Genomic DNA, 18,970 nt, shown 5'->3' with positions numbered 1-18,970 from the left:
GCATTTGAGGATGATGGCAATAAGCGGAAGATTGAACGGTAAACAAAATAGAATAAGCTAACGCTTATGTTAGGGTAAAAGCAACCAAATTCGCCATTGCGATAATGCTTTTCAGCCGAAAGTAAACATATTTGACAGTTAAGTAACAATGAAGCAGATGAGTCTTGCGGCAGGCTATACTTATTAATTTGATTTACGTTTTGAGTACAAAACACCATTAAATAAAAGTTTCAGGATCTGACTGTTTTTCACAAAAATGTTATGAAACAGATAAGAGATAAAGAAAACACCGATTATCATTAGTATGTACTCCTGAATGGGTTCAAAAGCTAACCGTTCAAAAACAAAAACATATAACAAAATAATTAGAGGTTGATGAAGTATGTAGACGGTATAACTTGAATCAGAAAAGTTCCTTATAACTTTGGAACGCCTAGAACCAACAACATATAATATTGACAGAATAGACAACATTAGACTTCCAGAAGACAGGCGATCTAAGACTTTATTAATAACCTCCCCAGCGAATATATTGAAATACGATATCAAAAAGAAAGCAGTAAATATCAAAAAAGATAATAAAAAATATTTAACACATAAAAAAGATGAAAACAACGCCTTGTTGATAAAACAAAAACACCCAATAACAAAATAACTGTAATAATAGAAAAGATTATGAAATGTAATAAACAAAACCGTTCCATCAAATGTTAACTTAGCCACAGCCAAACCAGTAATAGCAACAGAAGGAATACCCAAGTAAATCATAAACAGTAAAAAAACTGGGGACATTTCTTTACTAGAAAGAATGAATTTACATAAAGGAAGCGAAATAATAAAGTAAACGATTAAATTACCTAAGAACCAAAGATGGCCTAACCATTGGCCCTTTAACAAGTAATCAATGCTATCCCAATCGTATGACTTATTATAGCTGTAATAATTCATGATAGGGTTTAATAACAACCCACAAAACAACAGCGGCAACAGCGCTCTTAAAACTCTATCTTTGGCGAAACCATCCCTGCCTTTACTAAAAATTAACATATAAAAGAACCCAGATATTAGATAAAAAGCCTCCATTCTAAAAATTTGAATAAAATCTGAGATATATTTAATAAACCAAGATGTTTCATTAGAGAGAACCCTCCAATCCTGATCAATGCCATAAATAAGTCCTACATGATAAAAAAGCCCCAGTACCATCAATACCGCTCTACAAAAGTCAAGCCCATGTAGCCGATGAAGATTTCCATTCATATTACACTCACTGAAAACGATTTAATAAAATAATTTTACTTATAGAAAATAAAAAGAGTGAAAACAAGCGAAAGCCCCAGGTAGAAACCTATGAGGATGATGACAAAACATGAAGACTGAGCTGACACTATCCGGACCGAGCCTAGTTTTATCGATACTCTTCTAATAAATCAGCAAGTTCTTTCTTAAAATCGCTGCCCAATTTAGGATCACGCAAACCATATTCAACAAAAGCTTTCATATAACCCAGTTTGTCGCCACAGTCATGTGACTTACCTGTCATATTAAAAGCTTCAACGGTATCAGACTCAATCAGCATATCAATGGCATCGGTTAGCTGGATTTCATCACCCGCACCAGGAAGTGTTTTCGCGAGTAAGGCCCAAATCTTTTCCGACAACACATAACGGCCAACAACGGCCAAATTAGACGGCGCGGTGCCTAACTCAGGCTTTTCTACCATGTTGAATATTTTAGTCGAGTCACCAGGGTTAATAGTTTCGCCTCCGCAATCGGCAATTCCATACTTATGGACTTGATCATCAGGAACAGGTGCGACCATAATTTGACTAGCAAGAGATTCGCGATAACGAATTAGCATCGACGCTAAATTTTCAGTGCGTTGATCTGCTGAGTACGAATCTAAAATTACGTCAGGTAACACAACGGCGAATGGATTATCACCAATACACGGCTTAGCACATAAAATGGCATGCCCAAGACCTTTAGCTTCGCCTTGGCGTACATGCATAATAGTGACATTTTTAGGACAAATAGCTTGTACTTCATGCAACAACTGACGCTTAACGCGTTTTTCTAACGTTGATTCAAGTTCATAAGATTTATCAAAGTGGTTTTCGATAGCATTTTTACTGGCATGAGTCACCAGTACGATTTCTTTAATACCGGCGCTAACACATTCATCAACGATATATTGAATCAATGGTTTATCCACTAAAGGTAGCATTTCTTTTGGGATGGCTTTGGTGGCTGGCAGCATACGCGTACCTAAACCGGCAACAGGAATAACAACTTTCATAAATATCCTTATTTAGCTAACACTAAGACTAAAATGGTTAACATTTAAATAGTAAAACTAAAATGGATCCGGCGTCGGATGAGAACGTATCTTGTAAGAAGGCAAATAACGCACCAACCAGCATAAGGTTAGGATGGTTAAAAACAATAAGGTATTCGAGGGAGATTGCAGGCTAAAATCGACAGAAATATGCAGTAGCATATGCACAATGGCCATAGCACATCCAAAGGCTACCCCCTTATACAGTTTGTTGTTACGAAGGTACATGGTCCGGCATGCTAACCAAAACGAATACAAGATCCAAAAACCTAAAATGGCTGTCATTACAACCCCGTACTCAATCACAAACTGAACATATTCATTATGAGCGTGGTCATAAAAACCAGAATAAAACTGCGGTTGCTGTTGGGGGAATACGGTATAGAAACTGCCGCCACCCGTACCGGTAAATAAGTGCTGTTTAATAATCGGTAGACTATCAATTACCACTTCATCTCGGGTTTCGGCACTAAACGAGGTTTCGTTTAAACGTTGTTTTACCTTATCGACACCAAAAATTGAGCCTACAATCAATAAATCTAAAATAAAAAGACTAACAACTAAAGGTTTAAATAACGTTGGCGGACGACGGTAAATAAACAAAGACAACAACGACACCACAGCCAAAGCGGTAAAAAATCCGGCGTTGCCCATACGCGAACGGCTTAAGATTAAGCCAATCACCATGATCACGATCGCCAAGCGTAAAATAAGTTTCCGACTAAATAGTGTTGATAGTAAATCTATTAACATTCCGCGCAAATCGAACTCTGTCTTGCTGGTTTTTAGCTCTGATAACAGCCAACCAAACGCAATAGAAAGGCATAACGCTAAATAATTAGCAAAATGGTTTTGGTATACAAACGATCCCTTGGCCCTGTCACCGTCATGATAGCCAAAAATTGGTGATACATCTAACTGCAATAAATTCAGTAAGGTGCCATAAAAAGCCTGTATACAACCAGAAACAATAATCGCAATGAGTAACCAACGCAACGCCTGTGCCTGCTGACAATACTGACTTAGTAATAAAATGAATAGGGTAAAGCAAAAGGTTTTTAGTAGTTGCTGGGTGGTTTGATAGGCATCTACCGTATCAATAGCAGGTATCCAATTAAGCAGTTGCAAACACAAATACGCCAACATTAATCCTGTTGGAATTAAAAGATGTTTTTGCCAACGATAGCGTAGCAATAAGTCATTATGTATAAAGCAATAAACTATATGAGCGATTGCGAATAACACAATACCAAACTCTAATATTGCTAATGACCAAATTCGATTGCTGCCTAGCGGGATCGGCATCCATATAATTAATCCGCATAACCCTAACAACATCACACGCTGAAATGGCCCAAAAGACGCTGTTACTTTATTTTTCTGAATATTCATTAAGACACATATCCTGTTTAATCCATTGTTCATCATTGGCGCTAAAAGCAGGAATTGAATATTTAAAATAGGTACAGATTAATGGGGTTAATTGATATTGCCTAGTCAATTTTTTTAAATCATTACGCATTAACCAATTTGCACTTGCGGCATTTTTAGCGGTAGTAAACACTAACTTTTTTTGGATCACTGTTAAGTTAGGCCAATATGCAAAGCCGATTGCCAACACTTGATGCATGACTTCTGGAGTATAAGGCCCATAATGTAAGGCTTGTTCTAAATACGGCCAAGCTTGAACAATATCATCCTGTATAAAAGCCAAATTGTAAGCATAGTCGCTATATGCATTTGGCCAATTGGGTCGCTGCACAATCGCATCTAAATACAATTGATTAAATACCGAATTATTCGATTGCGCTAGCTTCGAAAATATACCCCACTCCATGACCTTGGCTAAGGTTAGTAGATAATGTGGGTTTTTGCTGTCAAGACTAAATGCGTAATTTGCTGCCAATAAGGCATTAGTATATTGTATTAATGTTGGTTTGCTGCTTTGTTGCCATTGGTCAATATAATACCGAGACTTAAAGTGATATGCGTTAGCGAATCCTTTTTGTAGCAATATAGGTAATAACCCTAGTAACGCAACAATAATAAGTGAGTATATTATGCGTCTTGTAGACAAGGTTATTTTATTCATCAATTATCTCGGCGCATTAAATAACGAGCAGGAAATACTGTGTGGTATCAATGTCGTCATTGAATAAGCATAATCTTCATCAACTAACGCACTTATTACATCATGGGCTAACGCCAGCTTAGGAGGCCGACGTTTTAATGAATGACAATCGGACGCAACGATAGAATATATTCGTTTCTGCATAAAATATTCGCTCAATTGCTGTGGGGCTGGTCCCATATCCCCCAATAACGATGCTGCGGTTAATTGAAATAAGCAACCAGCTTGCACAAAAGGAGTGATCCGCTCAGGATGGGTTTGTAACTCGCGGTTACGCTCTGGGTGAGCAATCATGGGTAATACATTTTTTGCTAATAGCCAACTAATCAGCTTGTCTGTACCCGGTGGAATATGGCTGCTAGGCAGTTCTAGCAGCAACACATCTTTTTGCTGATAACGGCCTAAAAAAGGCAATTGCTGTTGCTCAATAAACAGCATGATTTCTGGCGAAATTCTTACTTCTGCGGCGGCGCGAACTTGTATTTCTAAATTTGTTAACGCCAACGCATCACACAATACACCATAGGCTGCGTTAATTGATTGTAGATTATTATCATAAATACCTAAATGAATATGAGGGGTCGCCACCATACGCGAGATCCCTTGCTCCACTGCTAGCGTAACTAAACCAATGGCTTCATCAATTGATTTAGCCCCATCATCAATATTGGGTAATATATGGCAATGCATATCAATCATGCCTTAGTGTTTTCCTTATGGTTGGCAGCAGGCTGTTTAATTGAAGAGTCTGCACCATAGGCTTGGTAGTAACCATAATCACCCTGATACCGTTGGGCATTTTTGGTATCAAAATAATTTAATACCACGCCAAACACTTTGCTCCGGGCTTGATTTAACTTTGCTAAGGTTAACTTAATGATTTCACTGCGAGTATGACCGGTTTTAACCACTAAGACCGTCGCATCGCATAATGAGGTAATAATCAGCGCATCGCTCACCGCATGAACCGGCGGTGTATCAATAATAATTTTACCGTATTGTGTCTTTAACACAGTCAACAATTCAGCAAACTGACTAGAGGTTAATAACTCTTGAGGATTTAACGGCACCGCGCCTGCGGGCATTACATCTACGTTGGGTTTGACCTCTTTGACGATACAGTTATGTATACTATCGGTACCCGATAACACATTGGCAAGCCCTGGCTGATAAGTGGCTAAACCAAAGCGCATTCCTAAGCTAGCTTTACGCAAGTCGGCATCAATAATTAACACTTTTTCCATGGTTGCGTAGGCAAATGCTATATTCATTGACGTAGAAGTTTTCCCCTCATTAGGAGTCGAGGATGTCACTTCTATGGTCGACAATTCACTGCCCATAGCCATAAGCGACATCGAAGTTCTGATGGTCCTCACGGCTTCTGCATGCAAGCGTAACTTAGGATTGTAAAAAGCAAAGTTAATATCGTCATAACTGGTGCCTCTTTTGGCTTTAGGCACATAACCTAATGCCCGTTGCGATAATAACTTTTCAACATCATCACTGGTTTTTATGGTGTCGTTTAATGTATCCAGCAACAACACCAACACCATGGAGAAACCCAAGCTGGCAATAAATGCCAAAATAATGATCACTTTCTTTTTTGGTTTTTCAGGTATTAACGGCACAACCGCGCGATCAGTAAAACGTGCTACCGGTGAGTCAAAGTCGCTGGTCACTTCGGTTTCTTTTTGGCGAGCTAAAAAGCTGTCAAATAACTGTCTATTGGTATCGACTTCACGTAGTAAGCGCTGGTAATCAGTGTCTTTGGTACTTAAGTTTTGATAAGCGCCTTTGGCTTGGCTAAATTGTGCTTCTAATGCTCTCAAGTTTTGCACCGCGGTTTGGGCTTCGTCTTCAATCCCTTGTACTAAACGGCTTACTTGCTTAAGTAGGTTTTGTTGCACCGCAGTTAATTCAGCCTGTGCGGCAATCATTTTGGGGTGTTTAGGGCCATAAACTTGCTGTAGTTCAGACACTTTTCGCTCAACTAACACCACCTCGCGCTTTACGTTTTGTACCGACTGATGCGACGTCACCTCAGGTAAGCTTTCTAGACGGCTAATGTCAGTGGCACCATAACGTCTCACTACTGCCATAAAGCTGTCAGCTTCGGCTTTACGCGATCTCGCTACAGTAATTTCATCACTTAAACGCTCTAGCTCTTTAGCATCTAATGCCGTAACCCCTTCTACGTCAATTAGGCCATTTTCAACCTTAAATAGCTCTAATTTATATTCAGACTTATCCAGATTTAGGCGTAAATCTTCTAAACGGCCACCTAACCACACATTGGCCTTTTGGGTCATGCCCATTTTGGCTTCTAACTGGCTTATAATGTAAGTATCACCCACAGCATTTGCTACCTGTGCGGCAAGCTGCGGATCTGAGTTTTCATAACTAATTTTTACTATTTGCGTTTTACGCACCGGGGAAATACTAATATTTTGGGCGAAGGTATTAATTAATAAATGTTTGGCAATATCTTGGTTAATTTGCCTATCAACTATAGCGAATTCTTGAGGGATAAAATTTAACTTTGATATAAGCTGTGACTTAAGCTCAGCAAACCAACTTGGCGGCTGGTTAAAAACCGGGTGGTTTATTAAATCCAGATGGTTAAATACCCGCTCGGCAATACTGCGCGATTTAATAATCTCAAACTGAGTTAAATAATATTCTTGCTGACCAGAATTAATACCATACACTTCATCGATTTTAATCGCTTTAGCTTGCTCAGATTCAATCAGTAACATCGATGAAGCCTTGTAAATCGGCGTCATGCTATACACCACAAACACGGTTAATGCAGTCACTAGTAACGCAAATGTAAAAATGCGCCACTTAAAAAGCAATATAGGTAGAAGCAGTTTTTTAACATCGATAAGTTGATCAATTTGCATTGCCGCAGGGCTAATTACATTGCCAGGGGAAGCACTTTGGCGTCTTTCTTGGAAGATCATTAAAAAAATCTCTGTTCAATAGTAATGGTGTCGCCGGCTAGAATCGGACTATTAATATTGCCGCGTTCAGACTCGACTTTGCTTCCCTCACGGGATATGGCAATTTTATCTTCCGAGGCTCTTTCGGTTAAACCACCTGCTAAGGCAATTGCTTGGTTAACCGTCATCCCAGGTTGATAAGGGTAACCACCAGGCTGTTTAACTTCACCATGGATATAAAATGGTCGGTATTCGACCATGCCGACAAACACACTTGGCTCAACAAAATAATCGCCTTTTAACCCCTTGTACACCAACTGCTCAACCTGTTTAATCGTGAAGCCATTTAATTTCAAAGCGCCCAAAAAAGGGTAATTAATGGTGCCACTATTGGTTATTTTGGTTTCTAGGGTTAAGGCGTCTTCACCATAAACTTTAATCACAATGGTATCCCCTGCTCCTAAACGGTAATTTTGGGTTTCAGCACTGGCCAACATAGGTTTTATCAGCAGAAACAATGTCATAACACAGAGACATAGATGAGCTACATACTTCATGGGAATCCTATAGGGTCATTTCTGCATTAATGAAATAGACGTTGCGATCAAACGTATATTGTCGATCAGTAGAATCAACTTGAGCAATATTGACACCAGTTTCTAAAGTTAACCAACGACTAACACTATAATTAACGGCAAATTGGTAAACTTTACTTTTGTCTTCGCGTTCAATACCAGTGTAATTATCGTTGACATGGCTAAAGCCAATTTTCGATCTGAATAACTCACTCCATTCATGATTCCACTTCACGCCATAGCTGGTTACCCTTACATAATCTCCTAAACCATTTGGATCGCGACTTTCGCGTCCCGTAGTGAAGTCAAATGCCGAATAAGTAAGAGGTTTCCAGGTAACTTTAGCATCCCAAGATAAGCCGCTAAAATCTTCCCGGTTTTCATTATCAAAACTTTTTTGCTGATAACCTACTTTTATACTGCCCTCTGTCGCAGCGGTAGCCTCCCACTCGACTCCCAGTCTTACTGTGTTCGTTTTACTGTCACGGTCGCCTGTTGGATCAATCAAATCGTAGGTAGTGTCAACACTTTGCAAATCAATAAAAATACTGGTTGCTGAATGGGTATCATAATAAAGTGTAGTCCCTAAAGTAGTGTTTTCATAATTACGATATTGGGTAACTGTTTCAAAATTACTGTATTCCTTGCTAAAGTATTTAGCATTAACTCTTACCCTTGCTGGAGTCGTCTTTGCTCCATATTCATAATAGCCACCCGCACTGAGCACATCATAAGTATTAGGTTCATCTTGGCTGTTACCGCTATTACCCTCAAAAATACCTGTACCACGGTCTTCATGACCAGCAATGTACATTGCTTCAAGATTAAAACGATTTGATTGGTTTAGCTCAACCTCAGAACGCGCCCGAAGTAACACATCTAAATAATTGTCATCACTACTATCGAAATAATCAGCATATTCAATCCCAGCCTCTAAGGTATGGATATTGTTACCATCCAATAGCTGGGCTTGCACTGCTGGCGTAACCGTTAAAATCCAGCTGTCTTGAGTATCAGTTGTAGCACTACTGATATTATCATCATATTTCAGGCCGCTATTTAATCCTGGGATAAAATCAATTCCCGATTCAGTTTGAATCATGCCAGCGTTTTCATCTACGGCAACAGCTGGGTTAACAAGTACTATTGAAGTAACAACCGTGGCAATGCAACTTAATTTAAATGGTATTTTCATAACTTATATCCTTATAAAATAAATAGATGATTAACAGGGGAAAATGAAAAGGCTCTCATCTAGCCTGTCGATTTCAGTTTTAAACTTCTAACTAAATTGTTAATCTTTCGGCGCTCTTCTAATGGATAATCGAAAGATACAATCTAAGAACTTAGATGCTGGCTCAGATGCATTATGCAATAGCATATGATGTAGTCATCTCCGTATGCTTGTATCGGAGATCCAGCGTTTAATTTAACGTCTTATACAAGCAACAAATTACAGCTTTAAAGAGTTAGCGGAATGACGAAAATAGTAGACTTATAGAGTCATTAATAAACATTTTTACCAACAAAGCCCGTAAAGAAGGTCAAAAAGACAATTCTTACATCCCACCACAATGACCAATTACGGATATAGGCAAGATCAAATTCAACTCGTTTCTCCATCTTTTCTAAAGTATCGGTTTCACCTCGCCAGCCATTAACTTGCGCCCAACCGGTAATCCCAGGCAATACCTTATGACGTAACATGTAGTAACTCACTAACTTACGATATTCTTCATTGTGTGAAACAGCATGTGGCCTAGGACCCACTACCGACATTTCGCCTCTTAATACATTAAAGAACTGAGGTAATTCATCTAAAGACGTTTTACGAATAAATGCACCAACACGGGTAATGCGTACATCGCCTTTACGTGCTTGAGTCACTGTTTCATCATTTTCAGTCACTGTCATCGATCGAAACTTCCACACTTTAATTTTTCGACCATCTAAACCATATCGATCTTGCTTAAATAGAATCGTTCCAGGAGAGGACATATATACTGCAATTGCGACGGCAATTAACACCGGTGATATAACAATGATGGCGCATATACTGAATACAAGATCAAAACTACGTTTATAAAAACGTTTCATACCATGAACAGGTGACTCAAATACACTAATAGTATCGACCTCACCTACACTGCCAATATGAGCATGCATTAGATTTTTCAATAAGAAATCGGGCGTAATCAGTACATCTACAGTGCTGTCTCCTAAGGTAAGAATAATCCCCGCAATGCGCTTTTCGGCTAACATAGGCAAGCAAACATATAACTTTTGTATTTCCCCAGTGCGAGCAAGTTCGACAGCATCGTTTATAGAACCGGTAAGTAAAGATGCATCTAAATTTTCAATTCTGCTTGGTTCTCGATCATCGAAGAAACCAACACATTCAAAACCTAATTCATCATGTTTGATGATTTCGTCATATAAATTTTTACCGGTTTCAGTTAATCCCACAATGGCGATTTTCTGGACACTATAACCTTTTAAACGACGGACACGCTTAACCTCACGAACACAATAACGCCAACTGACTAATGCAAATACCGACAACAGATACCAAGCGGCCATGGTGAAGCGAGAATAAACTTCACTGTATTTAAATAAAAATAACACTAAGGTCATTAATAAGAATGCGATGGTAACATTAAAAAAAATCAACCAACACATGGTTGAAAAACGACCCAAGCGCCAAGATCTATATAGCCCAAGTGACTCCCCTATATAACTATAAAAAAACAGTACACCACTTAACACCAACAAATAATCTTTATTAAAGGTAATGTTATAACCGTGCATAATAATTAATAATGCACAATAAATAATGCAAATATCGATGATCCGTAACAAAAAATTATAACGGGCACCGACGAACTGAAATTTTGAAGACCGATCCATTTCATTCACCTAATTAGCTGTAAAAATTAATTATTGATAACTTGGTTAATACTTTATTAACTAATTTTTTGGCCTCAATTATTGAAACACTCTCGGCATAACATCTAAACTCAGGAGCATTTCCGGACGGACGTAAATGTATAATATTGCCATTAACAAAGATAAAGCGGAGTCCATCAATAACATTGACGCTCGACAATTCATCCCCCAAAAGGCCCAGTTGCCCTAACAGCACTTGCGAATTTTCTTGACCTATTGCAATGATTTTCTTACTGCGCTCTGTAGCAAACTCCGTCAAACGATCACTATGAGTATAACGTTGAGGTAAATCTGTCACTAAAGCGGCAACCGAACGAGAGCTTGATATTGCATGATATAACACCATCAACACAGGTAAAATCGCATCTCTCGTGGGTAGAGCTGACAATGTGTTGCCATCAACTTCAATCGTGGACCCCAATAAAAAGCCGCCATTGGCTTCAAAACCCGCGACACACTTATAAAAAGGGTTAAGTTCCTCAAAAGCCGCAATAACATAAGGTGAACCAATTTGAGTCCGAATCACGAACTGGAAAAAACCACTTTGTTCAATTGCTGTATTGCAGCTCACAGGCACTGCCAACGCTTCAATATTTAATGCTTTAGCACACAGTAATCCTAATATGTCACCACGCAACCAATGACCATTTTCATCAGCTAACATTGGTCGGTCACCGTCACCGTCAGTCGAAAACAATGCATCTAGCTGGTATCGCTGTGTCCATTCAATCGCTTTTTGGCAATCAGCTTCGGATACAGCTTCAGTATCGATTGCAACAAAAGTATCACTGCGACCAATTAAAATGATTTCAGCACCTAACTGTTGGAATAACCGCGGATATAAATCTCTCCCTGCACTGGAATGTTGATAAATACCAATACGTTTACCTGATAACCAAGGTCTGCTAAATAAGCTGCTATAACGAGTAATATAGTCATTACTAGCAGTATCATCGACACTAAGCTTTTGAAGCTGCTGGATCGGTTCATAGGTAAATTCGCCATTAATAATAGCGATTTCGTCTGATTTATTGATTTCTCCGTCGGGGCGATAAAACTTAAGTCCGTTTCGATCAAAAGGAATATGACTGCCCGTTACCATAATACAAGGAATACCTTGTGCCATCGCACAACTCGCTAACGCAGGAGTAGGAACCACGCCATAGAAAACAACATCTACATCACATTGCGCTGCTGCAGTTGCACATGCCTGAGCCATAGCCAAACTACTAGGTCGATTATCAATAGCAATCGCTATCATAGAGAAACTAAAAGAAGCTTTCATTACATGAATAAAAGACACCGTAAAAGCGCCGCACACATTGGAGGTAAAATCGCTGACTAATCCCCTTGCACCACTGGTGCCAAAACCAATATTGCTTATGGCGATAATGTTTCTCGAATCAAGCATTGGTTATGCCATTGGTATCAACGCGTCCATAACGATCATCAAAACGAACAATATCGTCTTCACCTAAATAAGAACCCGACTGCACTTCAATCAGTTCTAATGGCAATTTCCCGGGATTCTCTAAAGCATGGATTGCACCTACTGGAATATAAGTAGATTGGTTTTCTGTTAACAGTAATTCATTTTCGCCATTAGTCACTTTGGCAGTACCTGTAACAACGATCCAATGTTCTGCACGATGATGATGCATTTGAACCGATAATTTAGCGCCAGGCTTAACAGTAATTCGCTTAACTTGAAAACGACCTCCGTGGTCAATAGAATCGTATTTCCCCCATGGTCTATAAACTTCGCGGTGATGTTGCCATTCGTTTCGGTTCTCAGATTTTAACTGCTCGACCACTTGCTTAACTTGTTGAACTTCTGACTGCTTAGCAATCAAAATGGCATCTTTTGTTTCAACCACCACCACATCGTCTAAGCCGATAACGGTCACTAGTTTTTCAGTTGCGTTAACATAAGTATTTTGAGTATTGATACCAATCACATCTCCTTTAAAGACATTGCCATACTCATCTTTATCTTCAATTTCCCAGAGCGCAGTCCAACTACCTACATCACTCCAACCACAATCCATGGGTACAACAACCGCATGCCTAGTTTTCTCCATTACAGCATAGTCGATAGAATCATCTGGACATGCTTCAAAAGCTGAATTATCGATTCGAATAAAATCAGCATCATGAGTAGTATTAGTCATCGCAGCTTCACAAGCGGAAAAAATATCAGGACTATGCAAAGCAAGCTCTTGTAAATAAGCACTTGCTTTGAATAAGAACATGCCGCTATTCCAATAATATTGCCCTGTGGCAATATAGTCTTGTGCGGTTGACAAATTTGGTTTTTCAACGAAATGAGCTACATTAAAACCGAATTCGTTGGCTAATATGTCACCACGCTGAATATAACCATATCCGGTTTCGGGAGCCGTTGGCACTATTCCAAAGGTAACTAACTTGTTCTGCTCAGCTAAAGAAACAGCTTGCTTAACTGTTTCACAAAAAGCCGACTCATTTTTAATGACATGATCCGCAGCAAGCACTAACAATATAGGGTCATCACCGTCTTGAACCGCTAACATCGCAGCAAGCGCAATGGCAGGCGCAGTGTTACGTCCTACAGGTTCTAAAATTATACCGCTATTGTTTATATTTTTTAAACGAAACTGTTCAGCTACAGAAAAGCGGTGTTCTTCATTACAGATCACTAATGCGGGGGAGTGAGCAATACCTTGTAAACGATTTGCCGTCGTTTGCAACATTGAATGATTACCCAATAACGTTAGGAACTGTTTGGGAAATTGTTGTCGAGATAAAGGCCACAAACGAGATCCCGAACCACCAGCCATAATTATTGGTAAAATCATATTAAAAACCTTTAATTAAATTTAAGACATAATAATTTATAATAATCTACAAATTACGATAACTTATTTTATTTAACAAACTAGTCTGTCAAATAAAGATAAGATTAAATCAAACTGTGATCATCTAATAGACACTAAGAGTAGAGATATCGTTTTAACATTAAGATAGAGAAAACATACCCTAAAGAACGCATTAGACAGATAATTATCACTAATAAGATTGCGTTCATAAATAAGTAAGGACTACTATAAAACAGAAACAACACCAATAAAACAGTAAAAAATAACACCAACAAGATACGATTTAAAACCCTAATAATTCTAATAAAATCATGTGACGAAGTGAATATCACTTATGTAAAAAAAACCTAACAATAATGCAAAGTTAAGATAGCTACACAAAATCCAACAAAATTACATTAGATTATCAAATCATCTATGTATCAAGTACAACTCAGAAGCTAATTTTTATTTTTTATATAGCTTACAAAAATTGGAAATATTTTTACGCCGTCAATAATATAACGTTTAAACAATCTTTTCGGAGACTGGGATAACCTATAAAGCCACTCTAAAGATAAGTTTTGCAGAAAAACAGGTGCTCGTTTTTCTTCACCACTTAAAAACAAAAAAGATGCACCAACACATAAAGCCACACCAGTAGCACCTGATTCTTTTAATTTAGTAGATAATATTTCTTGTCTAGGGGACCCTACACAAATAAAAATTAATTTTGCCGGATTATCTAAAACAAAATTAACACATATATCAACTTCGTCGTCATTATCAATAAAACCCATAGGTGGATTATAATGATTCACTGAAGCCAATCTATACTTGTCAGTAACAAATCTGATTGTTGCATCGGAACAACCAATAACCGTTATGGGATATTCTTTACTTGATATACTTTCTACTATTCTTTTAGTTAGATCACTCCCTGGTATCACATTACCAATATCAACACGTGCAACTTTAGATAACAAATTTAGAACTCTGCTATCATTTACCGTTATATCAGCCTGTTCATATACTTTTTTAAAATCAGAATTTGAATTTAACCTGACTACATGGTCAACATTAGGAGTGACTACTGTAACGTATTTTTCATTGACGTTTAAAATAAGAGCAGTCAAACTTTCAATAGAAAACCTATTAAAATTAACACCTAAAAAACTTACCTTAGTTAAAGATTCCATTTAACTTTTCCCAACGAAAAAATCAGACATTTTTATTTTCCCAAATAATAAGAAAACAAAACCAACTAAAACTTTTCTTAATGTAATTAAAAATAACGAAACCGAACGTAAACAATGATTTTTCAGAACACCGAAGGAACCTTTGTAATATCTATACTTAAACTCAGCGACAGGATCTCTATGCCCAATTGCATCAGAGTTACTAAATAAAATATTTTTAGATAAAAGCATCGCTCTTATAGCGAAATCAGTATCTTCCCCACCATTATTAATACTGCCAACACCGAAACTCTCATTAAATAACTTCAGTTTCATCACAATATCACTTTTATATATAGTCGTGTTTGAAGAAGCATTTTTAACTAACTTATAGGTACTATGGCTCTCTGTTGAATTTGGAATATCTACAGGATCTGAGCAAAACTTTGTATAAAACAACTGTACATCATCATTCTTTATTAACTTATCGAACCAGCCCCAAAACTCGGTTGGGTACCAACAGTCGTCATCAGGAAAAGAAATATAATCATAATCATCTAACTCATTATAAAATTGGTTTATCAAAAAATTCCTGGCCTTTGATAATGAAATTATTTTTTTGCTATAATAGTACTTAGATAAATAATTGCTTGAACTATTAAGAATCAACTTATTCTCTAGGTGGAAATTCTGAAATAGAACTGCGTGGACGAAGGTCACTTCATTATTTTGCGAAAACAAACTATTAGTTAATCTCAGAAAATCTGAATAATTATCTTCATTGTATATACATGTAGTTAATAGCAAAATTCTCATAAATTAATTCCTAAATAAAAAGCTGGAGAGTCAAAAACAAAATCCATAAACTTACCATAGTAAGAATAAGACGTATAAGTAAGTTTTAGATTAAAATACAAAAATGATAGGGCGAAAGAAACAATAAAAATAAAAAAATCTGAATATCGATAAGCTGACAGCTTTGAACTAATAAAATTAAGCAAAATAAAATAAACCAACCATTTAAAAGAGTCGTAAAACGTCAAGAACCTTAATGGTAGAAATAAACTCGCGTGCGAAAAAAGTAAGGCGACAAAGAATAACAATAAGAACCTGTATATATTCCTATGTCTAGAATCATAAAGAAAAACAACTATTGCACTCAAAGTAAAAAGGGAAAAGTCAATTAACTTAACTATAGCCCCTCGAGACTGGTCTTCTAATTCCTCATAATTACCACTTAGGCTAAAATATGCTAATACATAAATAAATGATAAAATACTGGTAAACAAAAAAACTAATTTGTATGAAATATAATTTAGATTATATAGACAAAACAAAAATATTATGGCGACAATCAATACCGTTGAATTATGAGTTAACACTGAAACGACTGCAAATAAGAAACAAAGCTTTGGTTTTTTTATATACATAAAATAAAATGATAAAACCACTAACGAACTAGCTACTTGCTGCCGAATTAAATTATATGCATTACCAAAGTCATAAAAAACTAACATTTGAAATAAAACTAATGAAAAACAAATCAAAACCGAAACTCGTTCAATTTTGCAAATTTGTATAATGACAAAAGTGGGTATTAGGTAAATAAAGCAATGGACCCAAAAAATATAAAATGGATAATAACCATTAGTAAGTTTACTCGATATATAGACCAATAAATGATAGAAGGGTTCGGTAGGTTTTAGAGAAATATTTGCTAGATCATCCTCAAAAGCACTAGTAAATCCTAATTGATAATCAGCAAAGTTTTTAAAGTAAGAGTAATACCAGGCTAAATCGTTACCAATATGAAAAAAATCTCTGTTGAAATTTATAACAATAAAAAATAAAGTGAGAGAAATGGGAATTGTTTTTAAAAATTTATAGTCATTTGTATAAACAACTAAAAAAGTACAACATATAAAAGATAAAAAGGGTGTGACAAAAGAGAATAAAAATATAAATATATAAAAAAGATACAAATTCAAATCACTAATATCATCATTAAAATTAGCGAGTTCAAAATCATTATTATTTGATAAATTGCTCACTTAACTTTTACCCTTTAACCTATAAGCCACTCTTTTTATAATAAAAGGTAAGCCATCAATAGTTCTTAAGGCATAAAGAAATGATTTAAAAGTAACGAATAGACTACTCTCATCTTTGTTAATCGAGTAAAACAAACGTTTAGTGCCTATAAACCTTTTTATAAAAGTATTTAACCTTGGCATCACAATATAATAAAAACATAATAAGCTCTTCCTATCTGTAATAATACTTTTCAACCTAGCGTAGTCATCTCTTTCTAATTCAAGATTTTCGAGTAATTGATATTCATATTCAAATCTAAGCTTAACGGTCTGATAAGAACAAGTTTTATTAGAAATCCTGTATTCATCGTGATCTACGTGTATGAACGTAGGTTTGTTAAAATAAAATACATTTAAGTCATTTAAGTGTATTTTTAGTATTAGCACATGATCTTGATATTTTTTACAATTATCAAATCCGCCTATAAGCAACAAAGCTTCTTTTCTTGCCATGACCATCGGCGTGTAACAATTTCCATCTTCAAGTAAATCATATGATGTCACGCCTCTAAATTGACAGAAGTCTAACTGATAATTTTTACCATTAAATTTAGAGAACATATCGCTACAACAGACGTCACATTCAGTCTGCTGAGTAAAAAAATCAAGCTTATCTAAAGTTTCTTCAATTAAAAGCATATCATCGTCATCAAGAAAAGTAACAACTGATGTATTAGCAATTTCAATCCCTTTATTACGAGCTATACAAGCACCTGAGTTTATCTCTAATGCGTAATAAAGTAAGTTATTTGAAAATTCAGAAGAAATACTATCAATTAATTTCTTGGTTACAATTTGGTTAGTAGTATTTAGACCATTATCATCAATAACGACAATAAATATTCTTGGATGCATACAAGAGTATATTGATTGTAAAATCTTATCAGCTCTTCCATATGTGGGTATTACAACTGTTAATTTGTTCAAAAAACCACCTTGAAATAAAATTTACTTTCCCAATACAAAATATTTAACGTGAGTATTACTACTAAATATTTTATCAGTCACAATCGGACCTAAAACACCTAACACAAGTCCAATAAGGAATATTATTTCCATATCAAAAAAACCTATTTTATTTAAAATAATACGTGATGAAGCTGTAAAGAAAACATGAAAAAGATAAATAGAAAAAGAATACAAACCAATATATGCAAGTATTCTAACTCTTAACTTTAGTAAAAAAAGAAAAATACATGACATAAAACCTACAATAATTGTCTCAGCTCTACCATCGAAATCAATAAAGATTTTAAATATAAATACAAATGAAACAACCAATAATAACAAATACAATTTATGACTAAAAGATTGATATCGTGTAGTCATCATTCCATACAAAAAAAATGGCAATAAATAAACAAAACCTGAAAGTGAGAAGTAATTAACCTCAACGCCATACAAGTAAATTGATATGCAAATTAAGATTAAAAAACATGATATAAAGAAGTTATCAAAAGCCTTATAATACTCCAATAAAACTACAAAATAAAAAACTAAGAATATTGCTTCTAAGAACCAATAATGGCCTACTGGAATGATATGAATAAATTTTAAATCAATATCACCACCGTTTGTCCCTGGAATGTAATACTGTAAAAGCGCAAATAGCGTTCCAACTGTCAAAAGAGGATAAAGCAGTCTGCTGGTTTTCTTTTTTATAAAAACAAAATAATCAGACCTTATTGGCCGAAAGCCATATAAAACCCCAGATATAAAAGCAAACAAAGGCATTCGAATATAAACAAATAAATCATTAATTTCTCTGAGTAAACCTGTACTTATTTTCATTCCTTGCATCGGTGTTGAACCAATAACATGATAGCTGACTAATAATATACATGCGATACCTCTTAGTGTATCTATTTGCATTTTTCTATTATCTATCACAAACTAACCTTAATTTAATTAAAAATATAAACCACCCTAT

At 36.2% G+C, this 18,970-nt stretch carries 16 protein-coding genes; all 16 read right to left on the bottom strand.

Annotated elements, in window-relative coordinates; translation table 11 throughout:
• Positions 1–183 precede the first annotated feature (183 nt).
• Positions 184–1,260 carry an acyltransferase family protein gene (locus AAEY93_RS16525; protein WP_124011813.1) on the bottom strand — a complete coding sequence of 359 codons (1,077 nt, stop codon included), beginning with the start codon at positions 1,258–1,260 and terminating at the stop codon, positions 184–186.
• Positions 1,261–1,408: 148 nt separating this feature from the next.
• The gene (gene galU / locus AAEY93_RS16520) at positions 1,409–2,299 is read right to left on the bottom strand and encodes a UTP--glucose-1-phosphate uridylyltransferase GalU (RefSeq protein ID WP_101032183.1); all 891 of its coding nucleotides are present in this window, start codon (positions 2,297–2,299) and stop codon (positions 1,409–1,411) included.
• 57 nt (positions 2,300–2,356) lie between these two features.
• Positions 2,357–3,730, bottom strand: a complete 1,374-nt coding sequence (locus AAEY93_RS16515) for an O-antigen ligase family protein (RefSeq protein WP_351078425.1) — start codon at positions 3,728–3,730, stop codon at positions 2,357–2,359.
• On the bottom strand, positions 3,711–4,430 hold the full coding sequence (locus tag AAEY93_RS16510) for a hypothetical protein (RefSeq protein ID WP_351078422.1): 720 nt from the start codon (positions 4,428–4,430) through the stop codon (positions 3,711–3,713). Before AAEY93_RS16510 ends, AAEY93_RS16515 begins: the two co-directional genes overlap by 20 nt.
• A 3-nt stretch (positions 4,431–4,433) precedes the next feature.
• Positions 4,434–5,168, bottom strand: a complete 735-nt coding sequence (locus tag AAEY93_RS16505) for a tyrosine-protein phosphatase (RefSeq protein ID WP_101032186.1) — start codon at positions 5,166–5,168, stop codon at positions 4,434–4,436.
• Positions 5,165–7,432, bottom strand: a complete 2,268-nt coding sequence (locus AAEY93_RS16500) for a GumC family protein (protein WP_351078419.1) — start codon at positions 7,430–7,432, stop codon at positions 5,165–5,167. Before AAEY93_RS16500 ends, AAEY93_RS16505 begins: the two co-directional genes overlap by 4 nt.
• Positions 7,432–7,968, bottom strand: a complete 537-nt coding sequence (locus AAEY93_RS16495; RefSeq protein WP_351078416.1) for a polysaccharide biosynthesis/export family protein — start codon at positions 7,966–7,968, stop codon at positions 7,432–7,434. Before AAEY93_RS16495 ends, AAEY93_RS16500 begins: the two co-directional genes overlap by 1 nt.
• A 7-nt stretch (positions 7,969–7,975) precedes the next feature.
• Positions 7,976–9,181: an outer membrane beta-barrel protein gene (locus tag AAEY93_RS16490; RefSeq protein WP_351078413.1), complete on the bottom strand. Its 1,206-nt coding sequence runs from the start codon at positions 9,179–9,181 to the stop codon at positions 7,976–7,978.
• A 311-nt stretch (positions 9,182–9,492) separates the two neighbouring features.
• The gene (locus AAEY93_RS16485) at positions 9,493–10,893 is read right to left on the bottom strand and encodes an undecaprenyl-phosphate glucose phosphotransferase (protein WP_351078410.1); all 1,401 of its coding nucleotides are present in this window, start codon (positions 10,891–10,893) and stop codon (positions 9,493–9,495) included.
• 13 nt (positions 10,894–10,906) lie between these two features.
• Positions 10,907–12,343 carry a phosphomannomutase gene (locus AAEY93_RS16480; protein ID WP_351078407.1) on the bottom strand — a complete coding sequence of 479 codons (1,437 nt, stop codon included), beginning with the start codon at positions 12,341–12,343 and terminating at the stop codon, positions 10,907–10,909.
• Entirely contained in the window at positions 12,336–13,769 is a 1,434-nt protein-coding gene (locus AAEY93_RS16475; protein ID WP_351078404.1) for a mannose-1-phosphate guanylyltransferase/mannose-6-phosphate isomerase, read from the bottom strand. The genes AAEY93_RS16480 and AAEY93_RS16475 overlap by 8 nt, the downstream gene beginning before the upstream one ends.
• A gap of 461 nt (positions 13,770–14,230) precedes the next feature.
• A complete protein-coding gene (locus AAEY93_RS16470; protein WP_351078401.1) occupies positions 14,231–14,968 on the bottom strand; it encodes a WecB/TagA/CpsF family glycosyltransferase in 738 nt (245 codons plus the stop codon).
• Entirely contained in the window at positions 14,969–15,532 is a 564-nt protein-coding gene (locus AAEY93_RS16465) for a glycosyltransferase family 2 protein (RefSeq protein ID WP_124011823.1), read from the bottom strand.
• A gap of 227 nt (positions 15,533–15,759) precedes the next feature.
• Positions 15,760–16,998 (bottom strand): EpsG family protein, encoded by a 1,239-nt coding sequence (locus AAEY93_RS16460; protein WP_351078398.1) that lies wholly within the window; start codon positions 16,996–16,998, stop codon positions 15,760–15,762.
• On the bottom strand, positions 16,999–17,967 hold the full coding sequence (locus tag AAEY93_RS16455) for a glycosyltransferase family 2 protein (RefSeq protein ID WP_164839499.1): 969 nt from the start codon (positions 17,965–17,967) through the stop codon (positions 16,999–17,001).
• A gap of 21 nt (positions 17,968–17,988) precedes the next feature.
• On the bottom strand, positions 17,989–18,930 hold the full coding sequence (locus AAEY93_RS16450; protein ID WP_351078394.1) for an acyltransferase family protein: 942 nt from the start codon (positions 18,928–18,930) through the stop codon (positions 17,989–17,991).
• Positions 18,931–18,970: the final 40 nt, after the last annotated feature.

This window comes from Shewanella sp. CAL98-MNA-CIBAN-0140, assembly GCF_040309905.1.
Classification (GTDB): Bacteria; Pseudomonadota; Gammaproteobacteria; order Enterobacterales; family Shewanellaceae; genus Shewanella; species Shewanella psychromarinicola.
Note: the sequence above shows the minus strand (reverse complement) of the source record. Positions and strands in the feature narration are given on the sequence as shown.

What these genes read in the sequence shown, in the direction of transcription:
- AAEY93_RS16485 (WP_351078410.1), bottom strand. Translation starts at nt 10,893, where the DNA reads ATGGATCGGTCTTCAAAATTTCAGTTCGTCGGTGCCCGTTATAATTTT.
- AAEY93_RS16490 (WP_351078413.1), bottom strand. Translation starts at nt 9,181, where the DNA reads ATGAAAATACCATTTAAATTAAGTTGCATTGCCACGGTTGTTACTTCA.
- AAEY93_RS16470 (WP_351078401.1), bottom strand. Translation starts at nt 14,968, where the DNA reads ATGGAATCTTTAACTAAGGTAAGTTTTTTAGGTGTTAATTTTAATAGG.
- AAEY93_RS16525 (WP_124011813.1), bottom strand. Translation starts at nt 1,260, where the DNA reads ATGAATGGAAATCTTCATCGGCTACATGGGCTTGACTTTTGTAGAGCG.
- AAEY93_RS16475 (WP_351078404.1), bottom strand. Translation starts at nt 13,769, where the DNA reads ATGATTTTACCAATAATTATGGCTGGTGGTTCGGGATCTCGTTTGTGG.
- AAEY93_RS16510 (WP_351078422.1), bottom strand. Translation starts at nt 4,430, where the DNA reads ATGAATAAAATAACCTTGTCTACAAGACGCATAATATACTCACTTATT.
- AAEY93_RS16480 (WP_351078407.1), bottom strand. Translation starts at nt 12,343, where the DNA reads ATGCTTGATTCGAGAAACATTATCGCCATAAGCAATATTGGTTTTGGC.
- AAEY93_RS16505 (WP_101032186.1), bottom strand. Translation starts at nt 5,168, where the DNA reads ATGATTGATATGCATTGCCATATATTACCCAATATTGATGATGGGGCT.
- galU (WP_101032183.1), bottom strand. Translation starts at nt 2,299, where the DNA reads ATGAAAGTTGTTATTCCTGTTGCCGGTTTAGGTACGCGTATGCTGCCA.
- AAEY93_RS16515 (WP_351078425.1), bottom strand. Translation starts at nt 3,730, where the DNA reads ATGAATATTCAGAAAAATAAAGTAACAGCGTCTTTTGGGCCATTTCAG.
- AAEY93_RS16495 (WP_351078416.1), bottom strand. Translation starts at nt 7,968, where the DNA reads ATGAAGTATGTAGCTCATCTATGTCTCTGTGTTATGACATTGTTTCTG.
- AAEY93_RS16500 (WP_351078419.1), bottom strand. Translation starts at nt 7,432, where the DNA reads ATGATCTTCCAAGAAAGACGCCAAAGTGCTTCCCCTGGCAATGTAATT.